Here is a 24704-nt window from a genome sequence, read left to right as displayed (position 1 = left end):
TTACAAGTAAGAATCAAAAGGTATTATAAAACCAGTATAAAACAAATGTCAACTTAAATTAATGAATAAAAAAATTTAGTTATGAAAGAAGAATTGGCTGCCTTCTTTCTTGAAAATAGTGTTCGGCTTTAATCAAATCCTCTTTATTATTTACTCCCATTGCTTCTCTTTCATCAGAAACTACATAACCTACACTCAAGTTATTGTTTGCTGCAATGGGTACTATATCATTAAGACAATATTCATTGGTCGAATTATTAAATTTTATTTCTTTTACTAAGGTAAAAAGATCTTTAGCATATGAAACTATTATTCCAGAGTTTGCAAGAAGCATTTTATCGCCATTTTTTAGGATTTTTTGAACATTTCCGTAATTATCAATTACTAACCTTCCATATTGTTCATCTTGACTATTGAATCCAAGAAGAACTAAATTATTATACTTTAGACAATCAGTCATCTTCATAACTGTATCACTAGATATAAATGGAGTGTCCCCATACTGTATTAAAACCATATCTTGATCAGATAACTTCTCCAGATTTTCTAGGGCAATTTTAACTGCAGTGCCAGTACCTGTAATATCTTCTTGAACTATTAGTTTTATATTGTATTGATCGATTATACTTTTTAGGGTATCAAACCTTTGTAAATCTTTTAGAAGAGACTCATTAACAACAATTGATAAGCTTTTTAGACTCAGCGATTTTGCATTAGAAATTATATGCTCTAAAAGAGTAAGATTTCCCACTTGGTGCAACGCTTTTGAATATTCAGAATTCATTCTACTGCTCTTTCCTGCTGCTAATATTATCAAAGTTTTACTCATACATAACTCAGGAATTAATTAGGTAGTAAGTTAGTTTATAATTAGTAAGATGTAAAGCCCACTGTAATTTTTTAAGTGATCCAGATCTTGGCACCCTCATTAGAGTTTCATTTAAGAAAGCTATAACTTCAAACTCTTTACTCGATTTTCTACGCTGACATCTTGTAAACTCTGATCTGGACTTTTTAATATTTCTAATAATCTACTTGCAAGGTTTGAGTGTTTATTGATTACTGCAACCTGGACTAATGACTTGTCTTGATCATTACGAGCATTTGTTACAGCTACGCGCTCATCGGGTTTTATTGCTTTCAGCTTACTGATAATTTCAACATTACCATTTTTTGCATTCTCAAATAGCTCTTCTACTAATTTCAATAGGTTAGTAATATTCTGGTCTCGAGAAAGATCAAGTGGTGTTTTACCTTCTTTATTCTTGATGTTATAAATTGCACCATGTTTTAACAAAGACTTTACAGCTTCAAAAAAGCTATTTTCAGTAGCAACATGCAACGATGTAGTGCCTTTAACTATTGTTTTAGCATTAATAAAATCACTCAATTTATTGTGGCTTACACGTTGTAACAAAGCTTCAATAATTTCTTTGTGACCTTTGGAAGCAGCAGTGTGTAATGGTGTATTACCTTTGTTAGTAACTTTAGTAGCATCAGCTCCATTTGCTAGCAAGATATTTACAACTTTTATGTGCCCATTATTAACAGCATAATGTAATGGCGTTCTTCCATCCACGTTCTTCGAATCAATGATTGCTCCATCTCTAATGGAACTCTCAATTCCTAAATAATTATTATCTTCTATAGCCTTAAATAACTTCTCAACCAATTTTAGTAATTTTATTACTTCTGGGTTTCCTCTTCTTTCTGCAAAGTGTAATGGTAAAACATATCTACCTCCTTCAGCTCTAGCATTAAAGTATGCTCCTCTCATAAGTAGAGACCTAACTATATCTAAATTACCAATTTGTGCCCCTAAGTGTAAAGGTGTAGCATTTTTATCCATTTTTGCATTAACATCTGCTCCACTTATAATAAGGGTTTTGACTACCTTAGGATGACCATATTGAGCTGCAAGATGTAGGGCTGTGCCTTTATTTTGATTTTCTTTTACATTTACATCAGCACCATGTTTCAATAGAATGGTTGCTATCTGATCATAACCTTTTTCTGCTGCAAAATGTAAAGGAGTCCAATTTGTGTGATCTAGAGCATTAATATCTGCTTCCTTTTCTAAGAGCAATTCAACCACCTCTAAATGATCATGGTCTACTGCAAAGTGTAGAGGTGTAGTACTTTTAACTGTTTTAGCATTAATGTCTGCTCCTTTATCAAGCAAAGATTTAGCAACTTCTAAATTACCATCATATGCTGCACAATGTAGAGGAGTCCAACTTCTGTTATCTAGAGCATTAATATCTGCTCCATTTTCAATCAAGAAATTCATTATTTCCAAGTGATTATGTTCTGCTGCTAAATGTAGAGCTCTTCTACCATCATCCATCTTTGCATTTATATTTGCTCCTTTTGCAATTAAGCTCTCTACTATTTTTAAAGAAAAACCATTATATGCTGCATTATGTAAAGGAGTCCAATTCTGATCATCCACGGTGTTAATGTTTGCTCCATTTTTAATTAAAAAATCACTCACCTCGAAATGACTTTGCTGCATTGCTAGATGTAAAGGTGTAAAACCTTCGTTTTTTTTAGCATTAACATTGGCTTTTTTCTCTATTAGTAACTTCACTACTTCTAAGTGACCATTCTGAGATCCTATATGTAAAGCTGTGGAATTATCGTGGTCCTTAGCATTAACATCAATTCCCTTTACGAGAAGAAGAGACTTAACTACTCCAAAGTGATTACGTTCTGCTGCTAAATGTAGAGGTGTAAGATTCTCATAATCCTTAGCATTAACATTAGATTTTGCTTTTAGTAAAATGTCTACTAACTCTAAAAAGCCATTTTGAGACGCTAAATGTAGAGGTGTAATCTTATCATCTGTTTTTGCATTAACGTTTGCTCCCGCTTCAAGCAGAACTTTAACTATATCTAACCTACCAGTTTGTGTTCCCAGATGTAAGGGTGTAATGTTTGCATCAACTTTACGATTACCTATGCCTGAAGATCCAGCGTTAATGTCAGACCCTTGTGAAATAAGAGCTTTAACTACTTCGAGGTTACCATTTTGTACTGCAGAATGCAAAGGTCTTGCTCGATCATTATTTACAGCATTAACATCTAATCCCTTTTCAATAAAAACATTTACTATATCTAGATGACCATTCTCTGCTGCTAGGTGTAAAGGTGTATTAAGTTTATCTGTTTTAGTACTAAAATCTGCTCCATTTGCAATCAAGGTGTTGACTATATCTAAATATCCTTGCTGGGATGCAAAACTTAAAGGTGTAAAGCCTAGAATGGCCCTATGGTTTACATCTGCTCCATGAGCAATAAGAAAGTTAACCATCTCTAAGTGATTTTTTGCAATTGCAAAATACAGTGGCGTAAAGCCATCGTACTTAATCTCTGAGTTAATATCTAAACCCTCTCCTAATAAAGTGTTGACTAAATCCAACTGACCATTTCCTGCTGCTAAATGTAGTGGTGTAAGACTAAGATGTTTCTGAGTTTCATAATTTTCATTTAAAAACTCTACAAAAAATTGTAGCTGATCCAGATTATTAGATATTCTATTAGTAAACATAAAGGCCTCGCATGAAGAATTTGTGTAAAATATAGTATCTACAAGTTTTTAAGCAAGATAAATCTTCTTCTTAAAAAAGATACTGTGATCTAATCTGTGTGCTTATAACTTTTTTATTTGATCATGAGTGATCAGCTGTCTCAGCTGCAATAGAGACACCTGCCTTAAGTAGTTACATCAATTTTCTCTGTTTTTTTGCCCTTTTTTTTCGCTGATGATGATGTCTTCATTCTTCTCAGTAGCCAACATTCTTTTTAAAGTATAATCGTTACGTGCACCAAGGAACTTAGAAAGAACAATAGGAAATCCACTTAAAAAGCATTAATAATTATACATAATTCTAATGATCTTCATGAAAGGGCTTAGAATAGAATTTAATAGACAATCTGATTTTAATTGATATTAAACTGATCAGACTGAGAGTTGAAAATATGGCAATAATTCTTTTAGACAAAAAAACTATAAATCGTATAGCAGCAGGAGAGGTAATAGAGAGGCCAGCAAGTGTAGTAAAGGAATTAGTAGAAAATGCAATAGATGCTGGAAGTTCAGAGATAGAGATCAAGATAGAAAGTGGTGGGCGTAATCTTATAACTGTAACAGATAATGGAAATGGAATAGAAAAGGAAGATTTGGAACTTGCGTTTATGCGCCACGCTACTTCAAAATTAAGCGATAGTGAGTTAATAGAAATCAAGCACCTTGGGTTTAGAGGAGAAGCTTTGCCTTCAATTGCAGCAGTAAGTAGAATGAACTTATCGTCTAAGGCAAGTGGAGCAAAGGAAGCATGGTCTATAAGTTATGAAGGAGGAGAAAAAATAGGAGAGGTTATCCCTTGTTCTTTGCTACAGGGTACATATATTGAAGTTCGTGACTTATTTTTTGCCACTCCAAATAGACTAAAATTTCTAAAAACTGAAAGAGCAGAAACACAAAGCATTGTTGAAATTGTAAATAACTTAGCAATGATTAACTACAATATTGGGTTTACTCTCACTTCCAGTAATAAAAAGCTCTTAAAATATGCTAAACAAACTTCATTCTTTAACAGACTATGTGAAACAGAAGAAGAATTTCAGAGCAATTCGCTGGAAGTTAAAGAGGAAGAAGACGGCATCAAACTTACGGGACACATCTGTAAACCAACTATTAGTCGTGGCAATTCAACTCAAATCTATACGTTTGTTAATGGAAGGCCAATAAAAGACAATTTACTTGTTGGTGCAATTCGATATGCATATCAAGATTTTATTCCAACTGGAAAGTATCCTTTTGCAGTGCTGCAGTTAGAAATACCGTACGACCAAGTAGATGTAAATGTGCATCCAAATAAATCAGAAGTAAGATTTCAGAATAAAAGGTTAATATATGAAATAGTGAGAAGAGGGATAATAAAAGCATTATCGACTAGGTTCGCAGCAAGTGATGTTGAGTCTCAAAGTATTGAAGAGTTTGATAGCCAAGAGCAGGTTAACAGTAAAGAGGAAAAAAATCAAAAAGAGTTTTATGAAAAGAGACCAAGTCTTTTAGAAAATCGTCTAATGAAAGAATTCAATGCACCAGATGAAAGAAGGCAAAGCTTACCAGAAACGTTTAAGTATGGAGAATCTCCACCCCAAAAGGGAGCGATGGTTCTAGAAAGGGAGCAAATTGATTTAATAGAGGATCATCCTCTAGGGTATGCACGCTGTCAGGTCCACAGTACTTACATTATTGCTGAGGCTAAAGGCAAATTAATTATAGTAGATCAGCACGCAGCTCATGAGAGATTGATATACGAGTGCTTAAAGCAAAAATCAAGCATAAAAAGACAAAAACTTCTTCTTCCTGAAATAGTTGAGATTAAAAACCAAGCAGGGATGGAGATGGTTGAAACTTATAAAGATAAGCTTTTTGAAATGGGTTTTGGTATTGAAATAGAATCAGAAGATAAAGTAAGGGTGAAAGAAATACCTGCAATCTTGGGAACAATAGATATAAAGGAGATGCTAGTTGATATAGTAGATAAGTTAATGGAAATGGAAGATACGGTGCCAATAGAGGATAAGGTGAATAAAATATCAGCCACAATTGCTTGCCATGGAGCAGGAAGAAAAATGAAATTGGAAGAGATGAATGAGATACTAAGACAAATTGAGAAAACTCCATATTCTGACCACGGAAAGCTAACTTATATAGAAATGAAACTAAGTGATATAGAAAAATTATTTGAAAGGAGATGAGTTCAGTTTGTCAAAAAGGTTACCAATTAGGTATACGTAACGGCTCTTCTGATTATGAGGCGTAAAATGTGAAAAAAGAGAATAATTGTTCTAACTTTTTAGATTACAAAGTAATAGGACAGGAAGTAAGAAATCGTAGATTAGCAAAGGGATATACTCAAAAAGATTTAGCAAAAAAAACCGGCACAACATATCAGGTAATACTGCAATATGAAAAAGGAACACGCAGAATTTCAATTAAGAAGTTATATGAATTAGCAGAAGCATTATCAACAACTGCTAGAGATCTAGCTTGCGGACAAGAAGTATCAAATGAGGAAAGGTATGAAGAAGAAGAGGTATTAAATCTAGTAAGAAGACATAAAGAGATTAAGGACCAAGAATTACGTGAAACGTTTTACTTATTAACCAAATTCATCCGTATTAGTGAGGAAAGAAGTGGAAAAGCGGTAAAAATAGAAGTAGCAAAGGGTTTGGTTAAGGAAGGAGTTTCTGCTCATGTTATCTCTCAAACGACCAGTTTATCTATTGATGAATATGATAATGATGAGAAAAAAATTTCTATTCCGTATAAAGTAGGTCAAAGAATAAAAGAATGGAGATTGATACGAGGATACACTCAAGAAGATTTAGCAAGCAAAGTGGGCGTAATAAATCAAAGAATATATGAATATGAACAAGGACGGTCTGCTGTTTCACTTGAAATGTTAGATGAAATAGCAAAGGTACTATTAATTAATATTACAGATCTGCTTCCAGAAACAACAGAAAATGAGAATAGTGAAGCAGAGCTATCAAGGTTAATAGAAGAATATAAAAAGATTAAAAGCCAAGAACTACGTCATGTACTAATAAAATCTCTGTTTGAAAGCATACAAATTTGCAAAGAGAAAGTGAAGAAAGTAGAAAAGATGAAAATTGCAAAGAATTTAGTTAAAGAAGGGATTTCTATCAATATTATTTTAAAAACAGTAGGCATCTCTTTGGACAAAATTCAACAAGTTTAAAATAAAAAAATCAGCATCTATTAACATCTTTACTTTTTGATGAAAAAATAAGTAAAAAAGATTTAAAAATTGATTTGACTTCACTCAAAAGCTATGGCTTTATGCCAATGCTGATAAAAAACAGCAGTAAATATCTAAAAAAAGTTTGTTGTTAGTGAAGGGTAATTTTTATGAAAAATAAGGAAAATAGTAAAGATCGTAGAGAAGAAATAGAATTCAGAGCATTAGAAAGCAACGGTAAAGCACTACTTGATCGTGAAGTAATAGAAACGTTTCTAAGTGCAGTGCATGACAGGGAAGAAGCTCGAATTATTGCTAGAAAGCTAATAGATAGTTTTGGAATAGGAGGAGTTTTAGGCCAGGAAATAGATGACTTGAAAACTATAGAAGGGATAACTGATTCTACAGTAGCAGTAATTTTATGTCTAAAGGAAGCTGCAAAGAGAGTACCAAGAGAAGAGTTAAAGAAAGGACCTGTAATGGATAACTTGGAAACCATAGTAAAATATTTAAGGGTGAGTATTGGTTATTCAGAGGAGGAAAAGATGAAAATAATATATTTTGATCAAAAGTGCCGTTTAAAGGGGGAAGAAGTGTTCACTGGTACAGTGGATAAGGTACCTTTTTACATAAGAGAAGTAACAAGAAAGGCATTAATAAGAAAAGCGATGTCAATAATAATATCGCATAACCACCCAGAAGGAAGGTTAAAGCCATCTGATGAGGATGAAGCTGTAACTAAAGACTTGGCTAAAGCTTGTCAGACTATAGGGATTAGGTTAATGGATCACATTATCATCACAAGTGTTGGGTATTTTAGCTTTAAAGAGCAAGGACTGTTATAAAGCAGATGTTTGAAGATTTTCATGAGTTGTTTAACTATTTGAATGAAGAAAGTATTTGCAAATACATTAATCATTATTTATAATTAATGAAAAAGTATATATTGAATTAATAATAAAGTAATAAAGTCGGTTGTAGATTTAGTAAAGTATATTTAATAGCGGAGGCTAATATGGTTAATAAAATAATTGTACCTTTTGATGATCAAGAAGGGGGTGTTTACGAATTAAACGTTGATCTTGATAGATTATCAAAAGGTGAGATGTTAAATGCGATTATAGGAATTGGTCGTACTAAGGAGCAATCCACCTTTGTAAGCAAAATTAATAAGGCTAAAAAGCCTGAAGAAATAGCACCTTTCCCTGGTAGAGAAGTTCGCGAAAACCAAATCAACTATGGGAAAGGATTTGACTATGTTTATGGCACAAAACCTGTAAGTGATCAAGAAGATAAAAATCCATTTGCTTCAGCTTTGAAAAAAATAAAGCCGAGTGCAGGTGAAAGTGAAACTTTGAGCTGGTTTAAAAGTGAAGTGGTAGAGGCAAAGAATGTAAATGAATTGCACAAAGTTATAGACAAAGTACTAGCTTCTGGAGGAAGGCTAAATGCATGTAATGATGGAGAGTGGAGCTTTGCAGAATATATAGTATTAGGTACACATTTTCATAAATTAGAAAAAAGTGATCGAAAAAAGCTAATACGCAAATTAATGCTAAGCGGCGCAGAGTTTCATGATACTTTATTGGAGAATAAATTGATAGGTGAAATCTATAATGAGCTACAACCAGAAGTTCAGCCACAGATAGATGAGAGACTAGAAGAACTAGAGAAAGCTGGCGAAAGTGCTGTGCAAGAAGGAGAATTAATAGATGTTGAGATAGATAATACAACATCGTATATAGAATTTTCCGAAGATAGCAAAATAGAAGTAACCAAAATACTGGAAGCAAATAGAGAGTTAAGAAGTAATATTTTAAAAATAGGCAATGATGCAGTTGAGATCAGAAGGGAGGAAGGAGGTGTAAGAAATTACGTTGATGTATCAGATGGTAGCTCTGTTGTGTTAGAAATTCCTACAAGCGCTGGTAAACTAAATATTATATTGTACCATGATGTAAAAAAATATGATCAAGTACAAGTAAGAGTAGAAAACAAGGAAATGTGGGCTAAACTACAACAAAGAGGGGAAGAAATTGGAAAAAATTGTCTTTTTGCTGGAGTAAAACTTAAAGAAGCAGTAGAAAAGGGAAGTTTTATGAGATGTGGCATATGGAATAGCAAGCAGCTTATGAAGGAGGTTGATAGCCCAAGTGAAAAATTGTCTTCATGGGTAGATAAAGTACGTGAAAATAGTAAAGAAACTTTTAGGGGGCTTTAATTCATTTATTTTAAGGTTCCAGAGTCTACCATTATATCTGAGCTATAGTAGAAAATATTATATGTATGGTTCTTTGTATGAAAAAAAGTCTAGACTGTGAGGTAGGGCAAAAAGTGAAAAGCTGGAGGTTAGAGAGAGGGTATACTCAAAAGGATTTAGCGGAGAAGGTTGGTGTAAAGTACTGGGCAATACTGCAATATGAAAAAGGGAGTCGTAAAATTCCAATTAAGAAGTTATATGCTATAGCAAAAGCATTATCAGTAAATGTTAAAGGTCTAGTTTGTGGAGAGACACTACCAAATGAAAAAAGATATTTTGAAGATGAAGAAATATTAAATTTAATAAAGGGTTATAAAGATAAAGAATTAAGCGAGGTATTTTATTTATTAACCAAATTTATTCGTTTGAGTGAGGAAAGAAGCAGAAAAGCGGTAAAAATAGAAGTAGCAAGGGGTTTGATGAAAGTAGGAGTTTCTGCTCATGTTATCTCTCGAACAACTAACTTATCTATTGGTGAGTATGAGGAAAACAAAATTCCGGTTCCATACAAAGTAGGGCAAAGGATAAAAGAGTGGAGATTGATACGAGGATATACACAAAAAGATTTAGCGAATAAAGTTGGCATAACAAATCAAGGAATATACGAGTATGAACAAGGGAGAGCTGCTGTTTCACTTGAAATGTTAGATGAAATAGCAAAGGTATTATCAATCAGTATCATAGATCTACTTCCCGAATCAGATGAGGATAGTGAAGCGGAAGAAAAGCTATCAAACTTGATAGAAGAATACAAAAAGATTGAGAGTCAGGAATTACGCGATATGCTAATCAAGTCTTTATTTGAAGGTATACATGTTTGTAGAGGAAAGGTTAGAGAGGAAAAGAAGATTGAAGTTGCAAGGAATTTAGTGAAAGAAGGAATTTCTGTTGATATTATCTTGCAAACGACAGGCTTATCAAATTATATGATTGAGAAATTTTTGTGATTTCATAAAAACTTAGCCAATAGTGGATTTTTTGTGATAGAATATATGTTTGCTTCTGTAGGAAAAACAGCTTTTAGAGGATTTATCTATGATAATTCAGAGCATATTGGCTCAGTAAGCTACGAGCTAGGGAAAAAAATAGAAGATTGTAGGATAGTACAAGGGTATACTCAGGCAAAATTAGCAAGCAAAATTGGTTTAACACATAAGGAAATACATAACTTTGAACTAGGGTGCAAGGCTATTACAATCAAAGAATCGTATATAATAGCAGAAGCATTGTCAGTCAATGTTGTAGATCTACTTCCAGGACCAACAGTACTAAGAGAAAACGGTTGGTATGAAGATGAGGATAAAGAAATAGTCTATCTAACAAAAATACATAGAGAAATTAAGGATCAGGAATTACGCAAGAAGCTGTATCCATTAGTAAGGTTTGTATATATTAGCGAGAAAATTAGTCAAGAAGAAGCAAAAATAGAAGTAGCAAAGAATCTAGTGAAAGAAGGAGTTTCAGTTGATATTATTTCCCAAGTGACTCGCTTATCTACTTATGAGTATGATGATATAGAGAAAGAAATTTGTACTGATTCTATACTCTACAAAGTGGGGAAAAGGATAAAAGAGCAGAGATTAATACGGGAATACACTCAGGAGGACTTGGCAAATAAAATCGGTTCAACACCTAAAGAAATACACGACTATGAACGAGGATATACAGACATTCCAATTGAAATATTATATAAGATAGCAAAGACATTATCAGTTAACATTAAAGCTCTTGGACTAACAGAATATGAAAATGAGCCAGTTTTGAGATTTGTAGGTAAATGCGAAAAAATTGAGGATCAAGAATTACTGGATACGGTAGCCAGATCTTTATCTGAAGGAATGCAAACTGGTAAAGAAAAGGTTAAAAAAGCAGAGAAAATCAAGATTGCAAAAGATCTAGTTAAGGAAGGTGTTGCTATTGATATTATTGTGCGAGCAAGTGGCCTAACTGCTGATGAGTGTGAAAATTGAATTGTGTTAAAGATGGTTGGGAGTGTTAAATAATATATTAAGATATAAGCAAAAATAGTTATATATTTAACACTTCTGTGCAGAATTTTTCTATCATTTTCTGATTGTCCTCTATCATTGCCTCTGCCTCTTGCTGAAGAGATTTGATATTTTTTGATGTAATATTATCCATGTCAGGTGATGCTATTTTTAGCTGTGACTGTATTCTTAAATATCTACTACCTATAACTTGATCCAGCTGATAATTTACTGCATCTAAACTTGAAGCAAACATCACATTCAGTAGTGGCTTGATCCATCCTATTTTTCCAAATCTCTTTGAATAGGCATACTCTATACTTCTATCTGTTCTTCCAGTACCTATCGATAACAGTAGAATATCATCATTTGGAAATAACCTCTTACCACTTGCATATGCACAAGCCGCTGGATTATTGGCAAACACCCCGCCATCCACTAATACTCTGTTTATCTGGTTAATTTTTAGATGTTTTGGTATGAAATAAGTAGGTGCAGCCGTTGCAGCTCTGAGTGCATCTTTTAGCCTGATAAAATTTCTATCTTCTCTCCAGTTCTTAAAAAGAAAGGATAGTTGTTGTTAATATCATAACTTGTAATCAACACCTTACTTAAAGTGTTTTTGAGAATATCGTCACCAAAATACTTGTCCAATATCAACTCGATGTTTTCGTATGGGTATTGTGCGCAGTTAAACCAAGATAATATTGATCGCCTGAAGAATGAAGATTTGAAAATATATGATCCATATCTCTGGTAGAGCTCAACCAAATCATTTGCAGAGTATTGAGGATTTCCTTGTTCATCTTTCTTGCATAACCCTGCTACAACAATGCCACCGGTTGAAGTACCAGCCATCAGATCAAAGATTTCAGCTACCCTCTTTCTTGTTCTTTTTTCTATTTCTGCTAGTATCATTGCTGGTATTATACCCCTTATGCCTCCGCCATCTACTGAAAGGATGTATTTAGTCATGTTTAGATATTTATTGGTTTTATTAACTTGTTTTCTTTTATCAGGTTGTGTTACTTGCCCAAAAACTACAGTTTGCTTCACACCTAGAGGAAATTGTGCCGAACAAATAACCAATGCTATAGATCAAGCTCAAAAATTCATATTAATTCAGGCATATACGTTTACTTCAAAGCCAATTGCACAATCTTTAATTAGAGCAAAAAAACGTGGTATCGATATTAAGGTTATTCTAGATGAATCACAGGTCAGATCAAAATACAGTGTCATCAATGAATTGTTTTATCAAAAGATACCGGTATACATAGACTATAAACCTGCAATTTCACACAGCAAAATTATGATCATTGATAATCAAAAAATCATAACTGGATCTTTTAATTTTTCCGATGCGGCACAGAAAAAAAATGCTGAGAATCTACTGGTTATAACAGGAAGCCCTTCATTAGTTGAACAATACGTTGAAAATTGGAAAGATCGTCAATCGCAATCTAAGCCTTATACGCCATTAATAGAAAATTGATTACCCACATTTTAAGTTGCTAGCTTTAAAATCATCCAGTTCTTCAGAAAGATTTTTTACCCTTTCCTCAAGTACTAACACTTTTTCCATTAAACCATATTCAATAAGTTTATCGTGAAGCTGTACCCTTGAGTCTAATTTGGATAACCACCATATGATTGCTACGGTTTGGATTAATAACGTGATAATTACTGTAATTGGGATTTTTTGATTTTGCATAATCATTTAAAATATGAATTTATTATGGATAGCTAATTTAGTAACTACTATTTTGATTTATGCTGTTCCTCTGCATTTGCAAGTAGCTTAATAATTTCTCTGTAAGGTTTATCTTTGTTGTGCCGTGATCTTAGTACAGCTACATCTCTTGGGTTTTTTCCATCTTTATTTCTAATTGTAGGATTTACACCTTTCTCCAATAAAACCCTTATGATTTCTAAATTTCCTCGATATGCAGCATTGTGAAGCGCTGTACTTCCATACCCGTTGATAATATTTACATTAATTCCTTCGTCTATCAAAAACTTGACAACTTCTAAGCATCCTTCTCCTGCAGCATAATGTAGTGTAGTAAGTTTAGAAATTTGCGTATCTATATCTAATAAATTTTCTACTGAAAACTTCACAATTTCTAAGTTACAATTTTCAGATGCAATCCGCAGTATTGTTTTATAATTGTCTGTAGCTTTTGCTTTCACATAGCAACAGGTAATAATAACGCATACTACTGTTACTATAACCCACCAAAAGTGTAGCTTATTTCTTGGATCTTTGCTCATGTTTAACACTTTTCTTAACATTAAATATTTGTTTTACTTATTTTCTCTTAACGTTGATGCTGATAATGCAGTGCGATAACCTGAACCATCTAATACGTGTTCTGCTCTGTCAATTATCCATTCACCGTCTATATCTTGATGAAATTCTAATAAGCTAAGTTTCGCCTCTGCAAATAATTCTGGATTACCAGGCATAGTGATATCCAATACTGCATTATTTCGCTTTAGTTGTTTTAACTTAGCATTTGCTGCACTTAATGCTGATTCTACATTAGAGTAAAGCGTTTGTATGGTATAACTTGGACTACCAGAGCCAACTGTTTCTGATATAGTTTCACCTCTTTCATAGCTATGCCATTTTGCAATCACTGAGTTGTACCTGCTTACGGTAAAATGCACTTTCCAATTTATCGTGTCTTGAGGTCTAATAGCTGTTGTTCCTAGAGCTTTTCCAGTTGCCGACTTTGCTTTGCCTTTTGGAATAAAAAGTATGTATCCGCCAGCTAGCTTTGCCACTGCTCCGTATTCTATTGCTATTTTTGTTAATAAACTTATATCACTTTCTTCTATTTGGTTAATATGTGGAATCAACACATTTTCAAACTCTTCTGCAACTCTGTATCCATATCCGTGCTTGTGGGCTATTTCCTTAACCAAGTTACCTAGAGTAATTTGATGCCGTTCTTTAGATACTTTCTCTTTTAATGACAGTCTTAAATTTGTTGCATGAGCTTTGATCAGTAGAGTCTTAGGTGGGTCTTGTATCGTAACTTCGTTGACTGTATATACACCCATTGGCAACACACCTGTTTCTCTATAACCTAGAGCAATATTCAATTCATTCGGAATATTTAAGTTTTCATCTCTGTAATCAACACACACTTCAACTACATCGTCTATTGTCCCAGATTCATCAGTAAGGCGCAATGATATAACTCTATCTTTAATTGATTCACATTTATCTATTATAAAATCTGGCTGCATTTATTCCCAGACCTTTAATTTTGACTTTTGTATTGTTTTCTGAATAGTAGGGAACTTTATCTTTAATCCTGCCGGTAAAAAGCTTCCATATTCCACAAGTCCAGGGTTTTCTTCTAATACTATTTCCACTGCTCCGCTACTGTATCCATAATGTTTCCAGCAAATCAGATCTAGCATTTCATTTTCTTTGCTCACATAATACATAGTCATCTATAGCTCTTTAAACTCAAACTAAATTCAACTTTCCTTGGTAGTCCATTAGGTAAAAAATACATCTGCTTTTCTTCTAACTTGGTAATTACGAATTGTCCTAAAATATTACCTAGACTATCTACTAAAACATGTGATTTTTCAGCTTCTTTCATATTCTTTAGTTGATTTGGCCCGTTGGGATTATGCAGATAAATCATTCCTTCTAAATCTATATTTTCTACACCTTGACCGATATTTTGTAATAGTGGCATATTTTTAATACACTCAATCGTGCTCCAACGATTTTCTTTGCTATACTTCAAACTTATCGGAGTAAATTTATATGGACCAAGAGATAACATCAATAAAATGTCTCTACCGTATCAAATAAAACATCACGTAACTTTTCTCTTATCCTTTTTATTACTTCATCAGCAAGACTACGAACATCTTGATTTGGTTCTGCTTTAATACTGATATGATAATTATTAGTGATGTTCTGAGTTTTATTTTGTTCTTTATTTTCAAACTTACTCCTTGCAAAATCTGCAAATATCTTATCATTATCGCTCTCTGTAAACTTTTTCTCCTCAATAAGGCTTTTGACTCTGAAGCTATTTTTATTTCTCTTGGAAAATTCTTTAATTATACTGTTACCTAGCAAAGGATTTCCACTGTTGAGAATATTACTTTTTAGGGGAATATGGACTGCTTTTACTTCAGTGACAATACTTTTTCTTTTTTCAAATTCTTTCAGTGGACTATTTTCAGAGATTTTTCCAAATATGCTACTAACTGTATTTCCTATCCATGAAAAAGCTTTTCCTATGGGTTTTATTATCGATTCTATATATTCCCAAAAGCTAGAGAAAAAGTCTTTCACCTTTTGCCAGTTAGTGATAACAAGAGCTGCACCAGTGACAAGACTTGCTATTAAAAGTCCAATTGGGTTACTCATTACAGCGAGCGTTATTGCTCTTAGCCCTGTTACTACTGCAGGAAAAACTATAGCTGATAAAAATGAAAATGTTGCAATTATTTTTGCTCTTAACCCGAGAACTGTACTCGCTAAAAAAGTAAATCCATAACCTAAGCCCACTAGTAAGATTTTCAAACTTATTAAAGCTGCTATAGTCCCCATTATTGCTTTAGTTAAAGTCGGATATTTTTCTGCAAATAACGCTATGCTCCTAGTTTTTTCTTGTAAAAATTCAGCTATAGATTTTAAAGTAGGCAGCATCACTGAGCCCAGGTTCATACCAACTTCAGCTATTGCGTTTCGAAGGAGTCGTAATTTATTGGCTGTAGTATCTGCACGATTTTTAAATTCTTTCTGCAGAGAGCTCTTGTACTCTTCTGTGTCAGCTAGTAACTTTATTGCATCTTCGTATTTGTTAAAACTTCCAGCTAATAATGCAATATCATCTTGATATTCTTGACCGAAAAGCTTCATAAGGATTGTAGAACGTTCCTGGTTATCCATTTTCTTTAGAGTTTGAAAAAAGTGAAGTAGTGCTTCTTCTCCGCTTTCGCTGATCCTTTGTACCATTTCTTCCGCGGTTATGCCCAGTTCTTCTAGTGCTGCCTTGAATTCTTTTCCTTGACCTTCAGCAGTTTGAAGTTTGCTAAGCAGTGCATTTATAGCAGTTGAAGCTTTTGCTGGTTGTTTGCCTAAACTAATGAAAGCATTTACTAAGCTGCTTGTTTGTTCAAACTTTAATCCAAACTGCTTTGCAGTACCACCAACTATAGCTAGAGCTTGTACCATATCTCTTGCTTTAGCAGCAGTGTTATCTGACAAATGGTTGATCACATTGCCAACATGCTCCATTTCACCAACTTCAATTCCATAAACATTAGAGAGTTTAGCTATAGAGTCACCTGCCTGCTCTGCAGACATATCAAATGCTGTGGACATTTTTGCCACTGTTTCTATAAATTTAAAGAGATCTTCTTTTTTGATACCAAGCTGACCACCGCTTGCAGCTATTTGTGCTAATTCTGCAGCCGATAGTGGTATAGTATGTGACATCTCTTTTAATTTCTGGGCAAATTTATCGGCTTCCTTTGTCTTTTCCTCAAAATCTACTACTTTTTTCACATCAGCCATAGCACTCTCAAAATCAATAGCAACTTTGATTGGCGCTGCAAGTGTTAGCCCTAGTCCAATAGTCTCTATAATTTGTGACTTAAAATGTGCTTTGCTTGCTAAAAAACTTTGGTGACTACGTATTGCAGACCCAAGCTTACCATACTTACCTTTTAGTACTTCAATAGAAGAACCAAGTTTATACTGGTCACTTACTAAAGACTTAATGTTTCCTCCACTTTTCCTTACTTCTTCATTGAGTGAATGCAAAGCATCTCTCTTTTTCAAGTATGCTTCTTTTGCTTTTGTTGCGGAGGTTTTGGCCTTGTCAAACTCTGCTTTTAAAGTTTTGCTCGGCTTCTCTACCGCTTTCATTTGTTTAGCTAAAGATTTTACTTGATCTTCAAAGCCCTTCCATGACCTTCTGCTAGTTAAAACATCACTACCTAACTGCTTAAATTTTGATACTGATTTTAAAGATGAATCAAGCTTTCTTATATTCTCACCAAGATTAGAGAGTTGACTACTACTTCCTTTCATTACAGTATTAAAACTGCCATCTAAAACTGCTCCGATTTTTATAGATAACGTTGACATTTAGACCTCTTTGCTATTTCTGCCCATAAGATAAATTCGTTAATTTCCATTTCAAGTATTTGTTCAACCCCGCCTCCTACAACAGAGCTGAACATTAATACTTCTAATCTCAAGTTTTTTGGATAATCGGTGAAAAAAAATCCTTTAATACCTCTTGCACCTTTACATAATCAGCAATATCTAACTCTTCAATTGCTTCTTTTGCAACTGATGTCAGATTGGCAGTCAAAGTTACTTCCTTACTTAGATCACTACCATTAAGTCTCTCAATAGCTAGATAATCTCTAACTTTTGGACGTCTAACGGTAAGTTCTGAGACAGAAATTCCATCAACTGTAATTGGGTTATTAAGTGTTATAGTGTGCATTATTGCCTCCTTAAAATAAAACTTTCAAAATCTTTTCATATGCCTAAAACCGCTTGTAACAAAGCCATTTGATCAATACCATTTATCTTTCTCATCATATTTTCAGCATCGATTTCTATCAGCTCATTGCCACTTATCGTAAGTTTATAGTAATGGGCAGCTACAGTGCATTTGAGAGTGGCTTTTTCAGCAGGTTTCCAGCTACCAAAATCAAATTCTCTGAATATTCCCCTGAGGTTGATAATTACTCCTTCGATATCATTACTTCCACTTCCTTGTAATCCGCCTCTTAGCGTCAAAGATACCGAATTCCCATCTATCAGCCCAAATAACCTAAAAAGCTCTGAATCATATTCGGCAAAAGTAAACTCTGCTTCAAGCTTTTCCATGCCCATATCAATATTTATTGGAATATCCATACCACCAGCACGATACTCTTCGGTTTTTATGGTAAGCTTCGGCAAGGTTATTTCATCTATTTTTCCTGCATATCCTCTACCATCTACGAATACATTGAAATTCTTTAAAATCTTTGGTAGCATTTTCTTTTTCTCCCCTTATAGTATTTCACTATTGATCAAATGAGACCTGAAAGTAATCTGTTCTGCTGGATACGGTGGTGTAAATTCAAAGTCAAAATACACTTTTCCACTTGCAATGTTTGCCGGCGTATTGAGTTCTGGGGTTGCATAACATCTTCCACTGATAATCGCTCCTTGTGCTTTTAAACTTGCTAGGTAGGAATTAACACTCTCTATCACTTCATCTATGTAGGTTTTGGTGATATTTCGATCAACTGCCCATAGATGAGCCCGAAGTAGACTATCATTGATTAGATCTGCAGTACGTCTCACTGATAGAAAAGCCCACCTTTCATCGTTTGAACACGTTCTGTTTCCCCAGAGCTTGTAGCCATTTTGATGAATGATTGTCGTGACTTCATTCTCATTTAAGTAATTTGCTCGAGAGCTTCTATCACCGAGCGTAAAATCAATAGCTCTACTTGTTCCAACAATACCATTTATCTCTTTATTTGAAGGCGAATGCCAAAAGCCTTGCTCACTATCTACTTTTGCTATTAAACCTGCTACAAATGGGCTAGACGGCAAAGTTTCTTCTTTTCCCTCAGTAAACACCTTTACCCACGGATCAACGACATAAACTCTCGCGCTACCAACACTTTTTCTCCATTTTATTGCTTCTTCATCATTGGTATTTGGACCATCTGCTACTATTATTGCTCTTAGCTTTTCTGCTACCCCTATTAAAGCTGCAATTACTGGATTTTTAGAATTCTCAGACTCAGGTAATTGATGGGTAAAATAAGGAGCAATTAGTATTCTTGGCGCAACATGTACTATACTTTCACTGCTTAAGAACGCTTGAATCCCTTGATATTCCCCAGTTTCTTCATCAACTCCTCCAATTACATTGCTGAGCGTCTCTTCTTCTTTTAATTCTGGATCACTGTTTTCAACTCGAATAACTACTACTGTTGCACCAACCTGGGAAAATATTCCATTTACTGCAGAAGGTAGTGTTCCACTTTTCCCAAGTTTTGCTGCTTCTTTCAAGCTTCCTGCTATTAATACTGGACTATTCAGTGGAAATTTTTCCCCATCCGCTTCAGGTGCAGTACCAATTACACCTATCACTGATGACTTTGCTGTGCGTACTGCTCTTGCTCCTGAGGTAACCTCAATAACATTTACTCCATGTAAAAATTGTTCTGTCATTTTTGCCCCTTTTTTTGCCCCTTTTTAACTTTCCTGCATTTTTTGTTTACAGTCATCTAGCAAAGCTTGCAGTTCTTCTTTACTTTTAGCTTCACCGATTTCCCTTTCGGCTATATCCACCAATTCTTCGCACTTGATTATTGCTTTTTTCGCTCTTTTTACCTTCTCTTGAATTAATTCAGCCATTTGAACTACTGAAATTCCTCTTACTTTTGCTAATGGCTCTATAATTTCTGCATCTTTTTCGTCTATAGATTCTGGTGCTGTTAAAATGTTCTTTGCGGCTTTTGCTTGTATTTCATACGACTTAAGCTTCTGATGAGAATATCCTGCGTATTTGTTAGTATAATGATTAAAATAAATACGGATGCTATCAAGTGCAGAAAGTTTCGCAGTTTCCAATAATTCCAGCTCAATATTTTCTTGACTCCTCTCAACAATTTTCCCTCCTTCCGTTAGACAATAACTCTTTTGCCAGTCGAAATTTTCTGGTGCTTCATACCAGCCAGTTGGCTTACTTTCAAGCGTTGTTGTTTCAACTTGTTTGTTATTTTCAAAATGAATATAAATTGACATTGCGTTTTTAATTCCAGATTTTGTGGGTGGCATCCAATCCTGGACATTGCCAAGCTTTTAGCGTTCTCTCTACATCAACTTCAAGCCCTGCAGTTAAAAAGTTGTTACGTATGTTATAAATTCCCCACTGGATAAACTGACCATAGATATATACGTCACCTGAAAGCATACCTTCACTAACTTTTCCTCTGCTATCTAGATAAGATGATGTATACAGTAACACTGCAACTGTTTTTCCTGCTGGAATTTCTACATTCCCTGATGCAGCAAATCCTCTACTCGAACTCGTGTATTGGTAAACATTTTTCCATGTTATTTTTGAAATCCTCGATTTATTGGTATTATCAGGGGTTCCCACAAATGCTCCTGCTCCTTCATATCCTGAACTCCAATAAGATGTACCAATAAAGTTTAATGTTCTTGTTATATCACTACTTGTGGTGTTTTTTACAAACATTACTCCAAGTGCAGCATACGGGTAGTAATATATCTGATCACGACTCACGGAATCACTGCTTGTATATGACTCTCCGTAAATAAATGTTCCTTTATTTCCCTCTATAAAACTCAGTTGTCTTGGCCGATAAAAACTGACGTAATCTGTATCGTATGTATGGTTACCTGCAAGTAGTTGTAACATGTAGTCGGTTTTTGTTATATCACTGCTCCATTGACCTAATTCAGTTGTGAAAGCTCCGTGACCATAGTAATTATTTTTTCTACTGAGCACACCAAACAAGAAAGGTAATGACCCTGGTTCAACCATATTCCTCTTTTTCACTTCTTTCATAATTGATGAACTGCTAGGCACATCATTGATGGAGTTAAATTTGGTTGTCAGTGTTCTTAGCTGATTTTCCCTAATTTTTATCTCGTTTGTAAGGGATGCTTTTAATTGCTCATCTCGAGTTTCTATTTCTCCTATAATTGATGAGCCAGGTGGTACATTATTAATAGCACGAAAACTTTCTACTACACCTTTAAGACCATCTTTATGACTGTTGCTAACACTGTTTATTGCCGCAATATTCGCATTCTTTCTCGTGTCAAGTAGTGATACATATGAATCTGATGACGCTTTTAAAGTATCCAAGGTATTAGTTTTTAGCGTATTGATCTCATTTACAGACTCTGTCTTTGCTTTAGTTATCGCTGATATTGAATTTTCCTTATTGCTGTTTATCTCATTCAAGTGCGATCTTGCAGCACTTAGAAGCTCATTTAACTTTCCATCTGTCATCTGTACAATTTCAGACACTGCACTTTTGTCGACTATTGATTCCAATGCCTTAGCAAGATATGCTAATTGATCTGGGGTACTGTTTACTGCTAAATCCTTAAGCCTTCCTTGTAGTACATCAATTATTTCTTTTATTGTGGTCATTTGCACAATATTGGAAATAGCTTTTTTATCTACTATCAATTCCAGCGATTTCGCAAGATATGCCAGTTGATCAGGTGTGCTACTTGCTGCTAAATCCTTTATCCTTTGGTGTAATGCTTCTATTGCTTCTTTCATTCCCAAAAATTCAAAAAAGTTTCAAATCTAAATCGTTCAAAATTATTTTTAAGTTCATCTTCTCTTTCATTCATATCTTCATCTATTTTTTCTATGGCTCTGCGAATACGTACTACATCTTCTACTGCAATGTTCTCTGGATGCGGCAAAGAATATCCTCGTTTGGTTTGATCAAAAGTCATTTAAATTTTATGTTACTATTACTCTGAGATTTTTGACTTTAGGACGATAAACAACCGTTCCACTTAAAACTAATTTTATCCTTGTTTCATTGGCATTAAAATTTGATAGCACGTGAGTTCTCTCCACCCAATTTTCTCCGATTGGTTTTCCTGCTGTTAAATCTACTAATTGCCATCCTTTAGCGCTTTGTTCCACATATGATTTTACATCTGCAGTACCAGGTATTAATGCATCATACGTTATGGTAATTTTAGTGTTAGCTCCTGCGGTAATGCTCCTCGTGACATAATCTCCTTCTTCCCCTATATTTCCCAGAACTAGCTGTAACCCAGGATATAGCACTGGACTTCTTTTTTTCCCACCTTTTAGTCTTGCTTTTACTGTTAGTTCTCCACTTATTCTTTCACGTAGTGCGAGTGGCAAATTATCAGATAAAAAGTTTTCTTTGCCCTCCTCATCTGTTAAGATAAATTCTACATTGGTATCAAAGCCTACTTTTTCCACATTCGTCAAAACTATCAAATCTGATACATTATTTGCTGTAACTTTGCCAAGATCAATAACATGAGAAGTCTCAGTAAATTTTGCTGCTAGTAGTCGAAACGTTAAATCTAAATTTTGATGTGGAGTCCAAGTACTTGCATTGCTCGATGACAGTAATACTCCTACTTGATATGGTTGACTGGTTACCCATCTACTGTTTACTGCATCATATTTGCCAAGCTCTGCTATCTTTACCGCTGTGTCTGCATCATCAGTAAGTAATACTATCGCATACTCTTGCCCTCCATGACAAAATACTGGTGACCAAGTTATACGTGTTGCTGTGCCGTTAGTATCGATCTTAGCTGGTTCGATGGAATTTTCAGCAATAACTGTTTGCGAGGGCACTCCAACTGTTGTTTCCCTAATCTGCACAACAACATGTCTTTTGCCGCTATTTGTAAACCATAAGTCTATACCTCCTATATGCCTACTCTCATCCAAGGTAAATGTTTGTGCTAAAGGATCAACACGTTTGCTGGAAAAAACTCTTCTTCTCTCTTCTATGGTAATAGTTTTTTTACCAGTATACGTTGCTTCTCCATAACTTCCTTTATCCCCGTAAAATTGCACTAATTTAGTACCGGCTGGAATATTTGCTGGGATCTTTATTTTTCCACTTATTCGTCCTTGATTTTCCACTTTTTTTCCCTCTATGCCACGGGTTGAATGACGATGCCATCGAACTTTATCTCCTTAAGCTTTTCACTTGGGGAAAATCCTTCGATCTCAAAATCTTGTACTGCTTCTCTCATAAATTCAGCTTCATATGAATTACTTGACAATAGCTCTGTTGTTTCTCTAGTATTAAATTCTCTTGTCACTGGACTTTTCCACACTGTCTTTACCTCGGGCCAGTGATCTGTATTCTTGGTGATTGTAACTTTTGCAGGTATCGGATCAAATGCCTGATATGGATTGATCCTTTCACTTTTAGTCTGTAAAAGCTGTTCCAATACCGGCTCAAGTTCATACGGCAATAAATAAGGTTCTTTGCCCTTTTCGACGTCTGTAACTTCTACATCAATCGGCAAAATTAGTTCCTTATTTACTATTGCTGCAAACTGAACAATTCCTTGATCACGCATATCATCATCAAAGAATGGATCAACAAATACTCCTTTTTTGGCTGTAGGATCCCTTGAATTTGCATCACTGCGTAGACGCTCCTCTGCAACTAGCGCATAAAGATCTCTTATTGCACTCTTCATTGCTTCGAGTTCATTCATCGGTACTACATGGATAGCATTATTCATTACTTTCACCTTTTCCCCATCTTTCCACGTTTGATGAATGTAGCAGAGCAAAAGTTGTCCGCTAGGCGCTTTTGGCATTGATGGTTTCCAAGGATGGGCAATTCCTTTTATTCTTCTTACCACCCCTTTTGCATCTATGGTAATTAAATCAAAGCGGGGCATTTTCCAGGTGTAATCAACTAAAACCAAGCTATTGTCAACTGCTCCTTTTACTTTGCATCCCTCTTCACTTATATCTTCAGGGCTCACCTGAGTACGACAGCGATAAGTTATTTGATAACTACTCCCAGGTGCTGGTTCTTTTCCTGCTAATGACCAATCAATATTTCCTGCGTTTAGTTTATAATCTACACTATTTTCATAAATTATATTGCCTTGCTTAACTTGAATAATCTCAAGTACTGCAGAGTCAGGTATTGGATCAACAGCTCCTGAGTATGAACCGTGAGTAACAGCAATGGTTTTTTGAACAGTTATATCTACTTTTTTAATTTCACTGATTGGAAAATCATTAACTTTCAGTTCCATTACTCTTTGGCTATTTGGCTGAAAAGTATGTGGTTCTGATTCAACTGCTTTTATATCTGGGTCTTCATCAAAAGAAACACGAATACTGTGAGGTAGCTCAATCTCATAGCCGTCAACATGAGCTTTTCCCTCATTAATCACAAATATTTTTTTTCCTCCTTCTCCCTCTTCCTTTTGCAGAAACATTACTTCTAGGCCATTTACAACATAGGAACCATTTGCCTCCTTGTCATAACGAGCAAGTGCAGTGGTTACTATGTTTGCCTGTGGTGGCGGTGAATACTGAACAAGAACTCCGTTTTCAATATTGTAAATTGGATAAAATTCTCCTTCAGAAAAACGTGGAAAAAAACCTTCTGCTTGATAACCCCAAATGGTGGAAACTTTAAGCCTTGCTGCTCCTACTTCTTGATAATTACGCGTACCAACTGCAGGATCACGAAGATTTTCATCCTCAAGTTCTGTGATGGTAGATAGGGCGAAAAAAACACCTATGCGAACTGTGGTATTTAGTGGAATAGTAAATTCTTCCTTTTCAACGCTTCTAACTGCTCCACGAAGATAGATTTTTCCCGCTTCAAGCGTGACTTTTTCCCCATCTATGATACAATCAGCTCCAGTTATAACATCACCATCACGAAATATCGCATCTCCTATGCCTTTGAGCCTCAAAAGAGCATAATCTTGAATCTCATTTAATTCTGCTGACTGCAAACCTCTTCCTGCTAGGAATAAACTTTTTTCGTATTCTTTGTCAGAGCGATTGTAATAGTTATTCAAGGTCATCTTTTTTCCCTTTTGCTAAAATGTAACGACAAAGGCAAAGGTTTCAT

The 24704-nt window shown here is 34.8% G+C and carries 23 protein-coding genes and 1 pseudogene; 7 read left to right on the top strand and 17 right to left on the bottom strand.

Annotated features, from left to right (window positions below; genetic code table 11):
* Positions 1-79 precede the first annotated feature (79 nt).
* On the bottom strand, positions 80-829 hold the full coding sequence (locus tag MWH06_07270) for an NTP transferase domain-containing protein (protein ID UPA55018.1): 750 nt from the start codon (positions 827-829) through the stop codon (positions 80-82).
* A 120-nt stretch (positions 830-949) separates the two neighbouring features.
* On the bottom strand, positions 950-3550 hold the full coding sequence (locus tag MWH06_07265; GenBank protein ID UPA55017.1) for an ankyrin repeat domain-containing protein: 2601 nt from the start codon (positions 3548-3550) through the stop codon (positions 950-952).
* Between the two features lie 431 nt (positions 3551-3981).
* Here MWH06_07265 and mutL point away from each other — a divergent pair, with 431 nt between their 5' ends.
* The 6 genes from mutL to MWH06_07235 all read left to right on the top strand — a co-directional run bounded on the left by mutL (position 3982) and on the right by MWH06_07235 (position 11009).
* The gene (gene mutL, locus MWH06_07260) at positions 3982-5772 is read left to right on the top strand and encodes a DNA mismatch repair endonuclease MutL (protein UPA55016.1); all 1791 of its coding nucleotides are present in this window, start codon (positions 3982-3984) and stop codon (positions 5770-5772) included.
* 68 nt (positions 5773-5840) lie between these two features.
* Positions 5841-6779 (top strand): helix-turn-helix transcriptional regulator, encoded by a 939-nt coding sequence (locus tag MWH06_07255; protein ID UPA55015.1) that lies wholly within the window; start codon positions 5841-5843, stop codon positions 6777-6779.
* Between the two features lie 170 nt (positions 6780-6949).
* The gene (gene radC, locus MWH06_07250; GenBank protein UPA55014.1) at positions 6950-7624 is read left to right on the top strand and encodes a DNA repair protein RadC; all 675 of its coding nucleotides are present in this window, start codon (positions 6950-6952) and stop codon (positions 7622-7624) included.
* Between the two features lie 170 nt (positions 7625-7794).
* A complete protein-coding gene (locus MWH06_07245; GenBank protein UPA55013.1) occupies positions 7795-9000 on the top strand; it encodes a hypothetical protein in 1206 nt (401 codons plus the stop codon).
* 77 nt (positions 9001-9077) lie between these two features.
* Entirely contained in the window at positions 9078-9986 is a 909-nt protein-coding gene (locus tag MWH06_07240; protein UPA55012.1) for a helix-turn-helix domain-containing protein, read from the top strand.
* Between the two features lie 45 nt (positions 9987-10031).
* Entirely contained in the window at positions 10032-11009 is a 978-nt protein-coding gene (locus MWH06_07235; protein UPA55777.1) for a transcriptional regulator, read from the top strand.
* Positions 11010-11067: 58 nt separating this feature from the next.
* Here MWH06_07235 and MWH06_07230 read toward each other — a convergent pair.
* A pseudogene (locus tag MWH06_07230) lies at positions 11068-12002 on the bottom strand (patatin-like phospholipase family protein).
* On the opposite strand from MWH06_07230, the gene MWH06_07225 reads away from it, so the two are divergent.
* Entirely contained in the window at positions 12001-12522 is a 522-nt protein-coding gene (locus MWH06_07225; protein ID UPA55011.1) for a phospholipase D family protein, read from the top strand. The pseudogene MWH06_07230 and the gene MWH06_07225 overlap by 2 nt on opposite strands.
* On the opposite strand, the gene MWH06_07220 is transcribed toward MWH06_07225, so the two are convergent.
* From MWH06_07220 to MWH06_07155, 14 genes are all read right to left on the bottom strand, one after another.
* Entirely contained in the window at positions 12523-12741 is a 219-nt protein-coding gene (locus MWH06_07220) for a hypothetical protein (protein UPA55010.1), read from the bottom strand.
* Between the two features lie 47 nt (positions 12742-12788).
* On the bottom strand, positions 12789-13310 hold the full coding sequence (locus MWH06_07215; protein ID UPA55776.1) for an ankyrin repeat domain-containing protein: 522 nt from the start codon (positions 13308-13310) through the stop codon (positions 12789-12791).
* 24 nt (positions 13311-13334) lie between these two features.
* Complete coding sequence (locus MWH06_07210; GenBank protein ID UPA55009.1) at positions 13335-14285, bottom strand: phage tail protein; 951 nt, start codon at positions 14283-14285, stop codon at positions 13335-13337.
* Positions 14286-14495 carry a tail protein X gene (locus tag MWH06_07205; GenBank protein UPA55008.1) on the bottom strand — a complete coding sequence of 70 codons (210 nt, stop codon included), beginning with the start codon at positions 14493-14495 and terminating at the stop codon, positions 14286-14288.
* On the bottom strand, positions 14492-14749 hold the full coding sequence (locus MWH06_07200; GenBank protein ID UPA55007.1) for a phage tail protein: 258 nt from the start codon (positions 14747-14749) through the stop codon (positions 14492-14494). Before MWH06_07200 ends, MWH06_07205 begins: the two co-directional genes overlap by 4 nt.
* Positions 14750-14838: 89 nt before the next feature.
* Positions 14839-17163 carry a phage tail tape measure protein gene (locus tag MWH06_07195; protein ID UPA55006.1) on the bottom strand — a complete coding sequence of 775 codons (2325 nt, stop codon included), beginning with the start codon at positions 17161-17163 and terminating at the stop codon, positions 14839-14841.
* Between the two features lie 109 nt (positions 17164-17272).
* Positions 17273-17530, bottom strand: coding sequence for a phage tail assembly protein (locus MWH06_07190; GenBank protein ID UPA55005.1), 258 nt, complete (start codon positions 17528-17530; stop codon positions 17273-17275).
* A gap of 35 nt (positions 17531-17565) precedes the next feature.
* Positions 17566-18072: a phage major tail tube protein gene (locus tag MWH06_07185; GenBank protein UPA55004.1), complete on the bottom strand. Its 507-nt coding sequence runs from the start codon at positions 18070-18072 to the stop codon at positions 17566-17568.
* A gap of 15 nt (positions 18073-18087) precedes the next feature.
* On the bottom strand, positions 18088-19266 hold the full coding sequence (locus tag MWH06_07180) for a phage tail sheath subtilisin-like domain-containing protein (protein UPA55003.1): 1179 nt from the start codon (positions 19264-19266) through the stop codon (positions 18088-18090).
* 24 nt (positions 19267-19290) lie between these two features.
* Positions 19291-19842 carry a hypothetical protein gene (locus MWH06_07175; GenBank protein ID UPA55002.1) on the bottom strand — a complete coding sequence of 184 codons (552 nt, stop codon included), beginning with the start codon at positions 19840-19842 and terminating at the stop codon, positions 19291-19293.
* 7 nt (positions 19843-19849) lie between these two features.
* Positions 19850-21361 carry a hypothetical protein gene (locus MWH06_07170; GenBank protein UPA55001.1) on the bottom strand — a complete coding sequence of 504 codons (1512 nt, stop codon included), beginning with the start codon at positions 21359-21361 and terminating at the stop codon, positions 19850-19852.
* Entirely contained in the window at positions 21358-21543 is a 186-nt protein-coding gene (locus MWH06_07165) for a hypothetical protein (protein UPA55000.1), read from the bottom strand. Before MWH06_07165 ends, MWH06_07170 begins: the two co-directional genes overlap by 4 nt.
* Before the next feature lie 7 nt (positions 21544-21550).
* Entirely contained in the window at positions 21551-22729 is a 1179-nt protein-coding gene (locus MWH06_07160; GenBank protein ID UPA54999.1) for a hypothetical protein, read from the bottom strand.
* An 11-nt stretch (positions 22730-22740) separates the two neighbouring features.
* The gene (locus tag MWH06_07155; protein UPA54998.1) at positions 22741-24657 is read right to left on the bottom strand and encodes a DUF4815 domain-containing protein; all 1917 of its coding nucleotides are present in this window, start codon (positions 24655-24657) and stop codon (positions 22741-22743) included.
* Between the last annotated feature and the right edge of the window lie 47 nt (positions 24658-24704).

It is taken from the genome of Wolbachia pipientis (genome assembly GCA_023052945.1).
In the GTDB taxonomy this organism is placed as follows: domain Bacteria; phylum Pseudomonadota; class Alphaproteobacteria; order Rickettsiales; family Anaplasmataceae; genus Wolbachia.
This window is presented reverse-complemented; position numbering and strand designations above follow the sequence as displayed.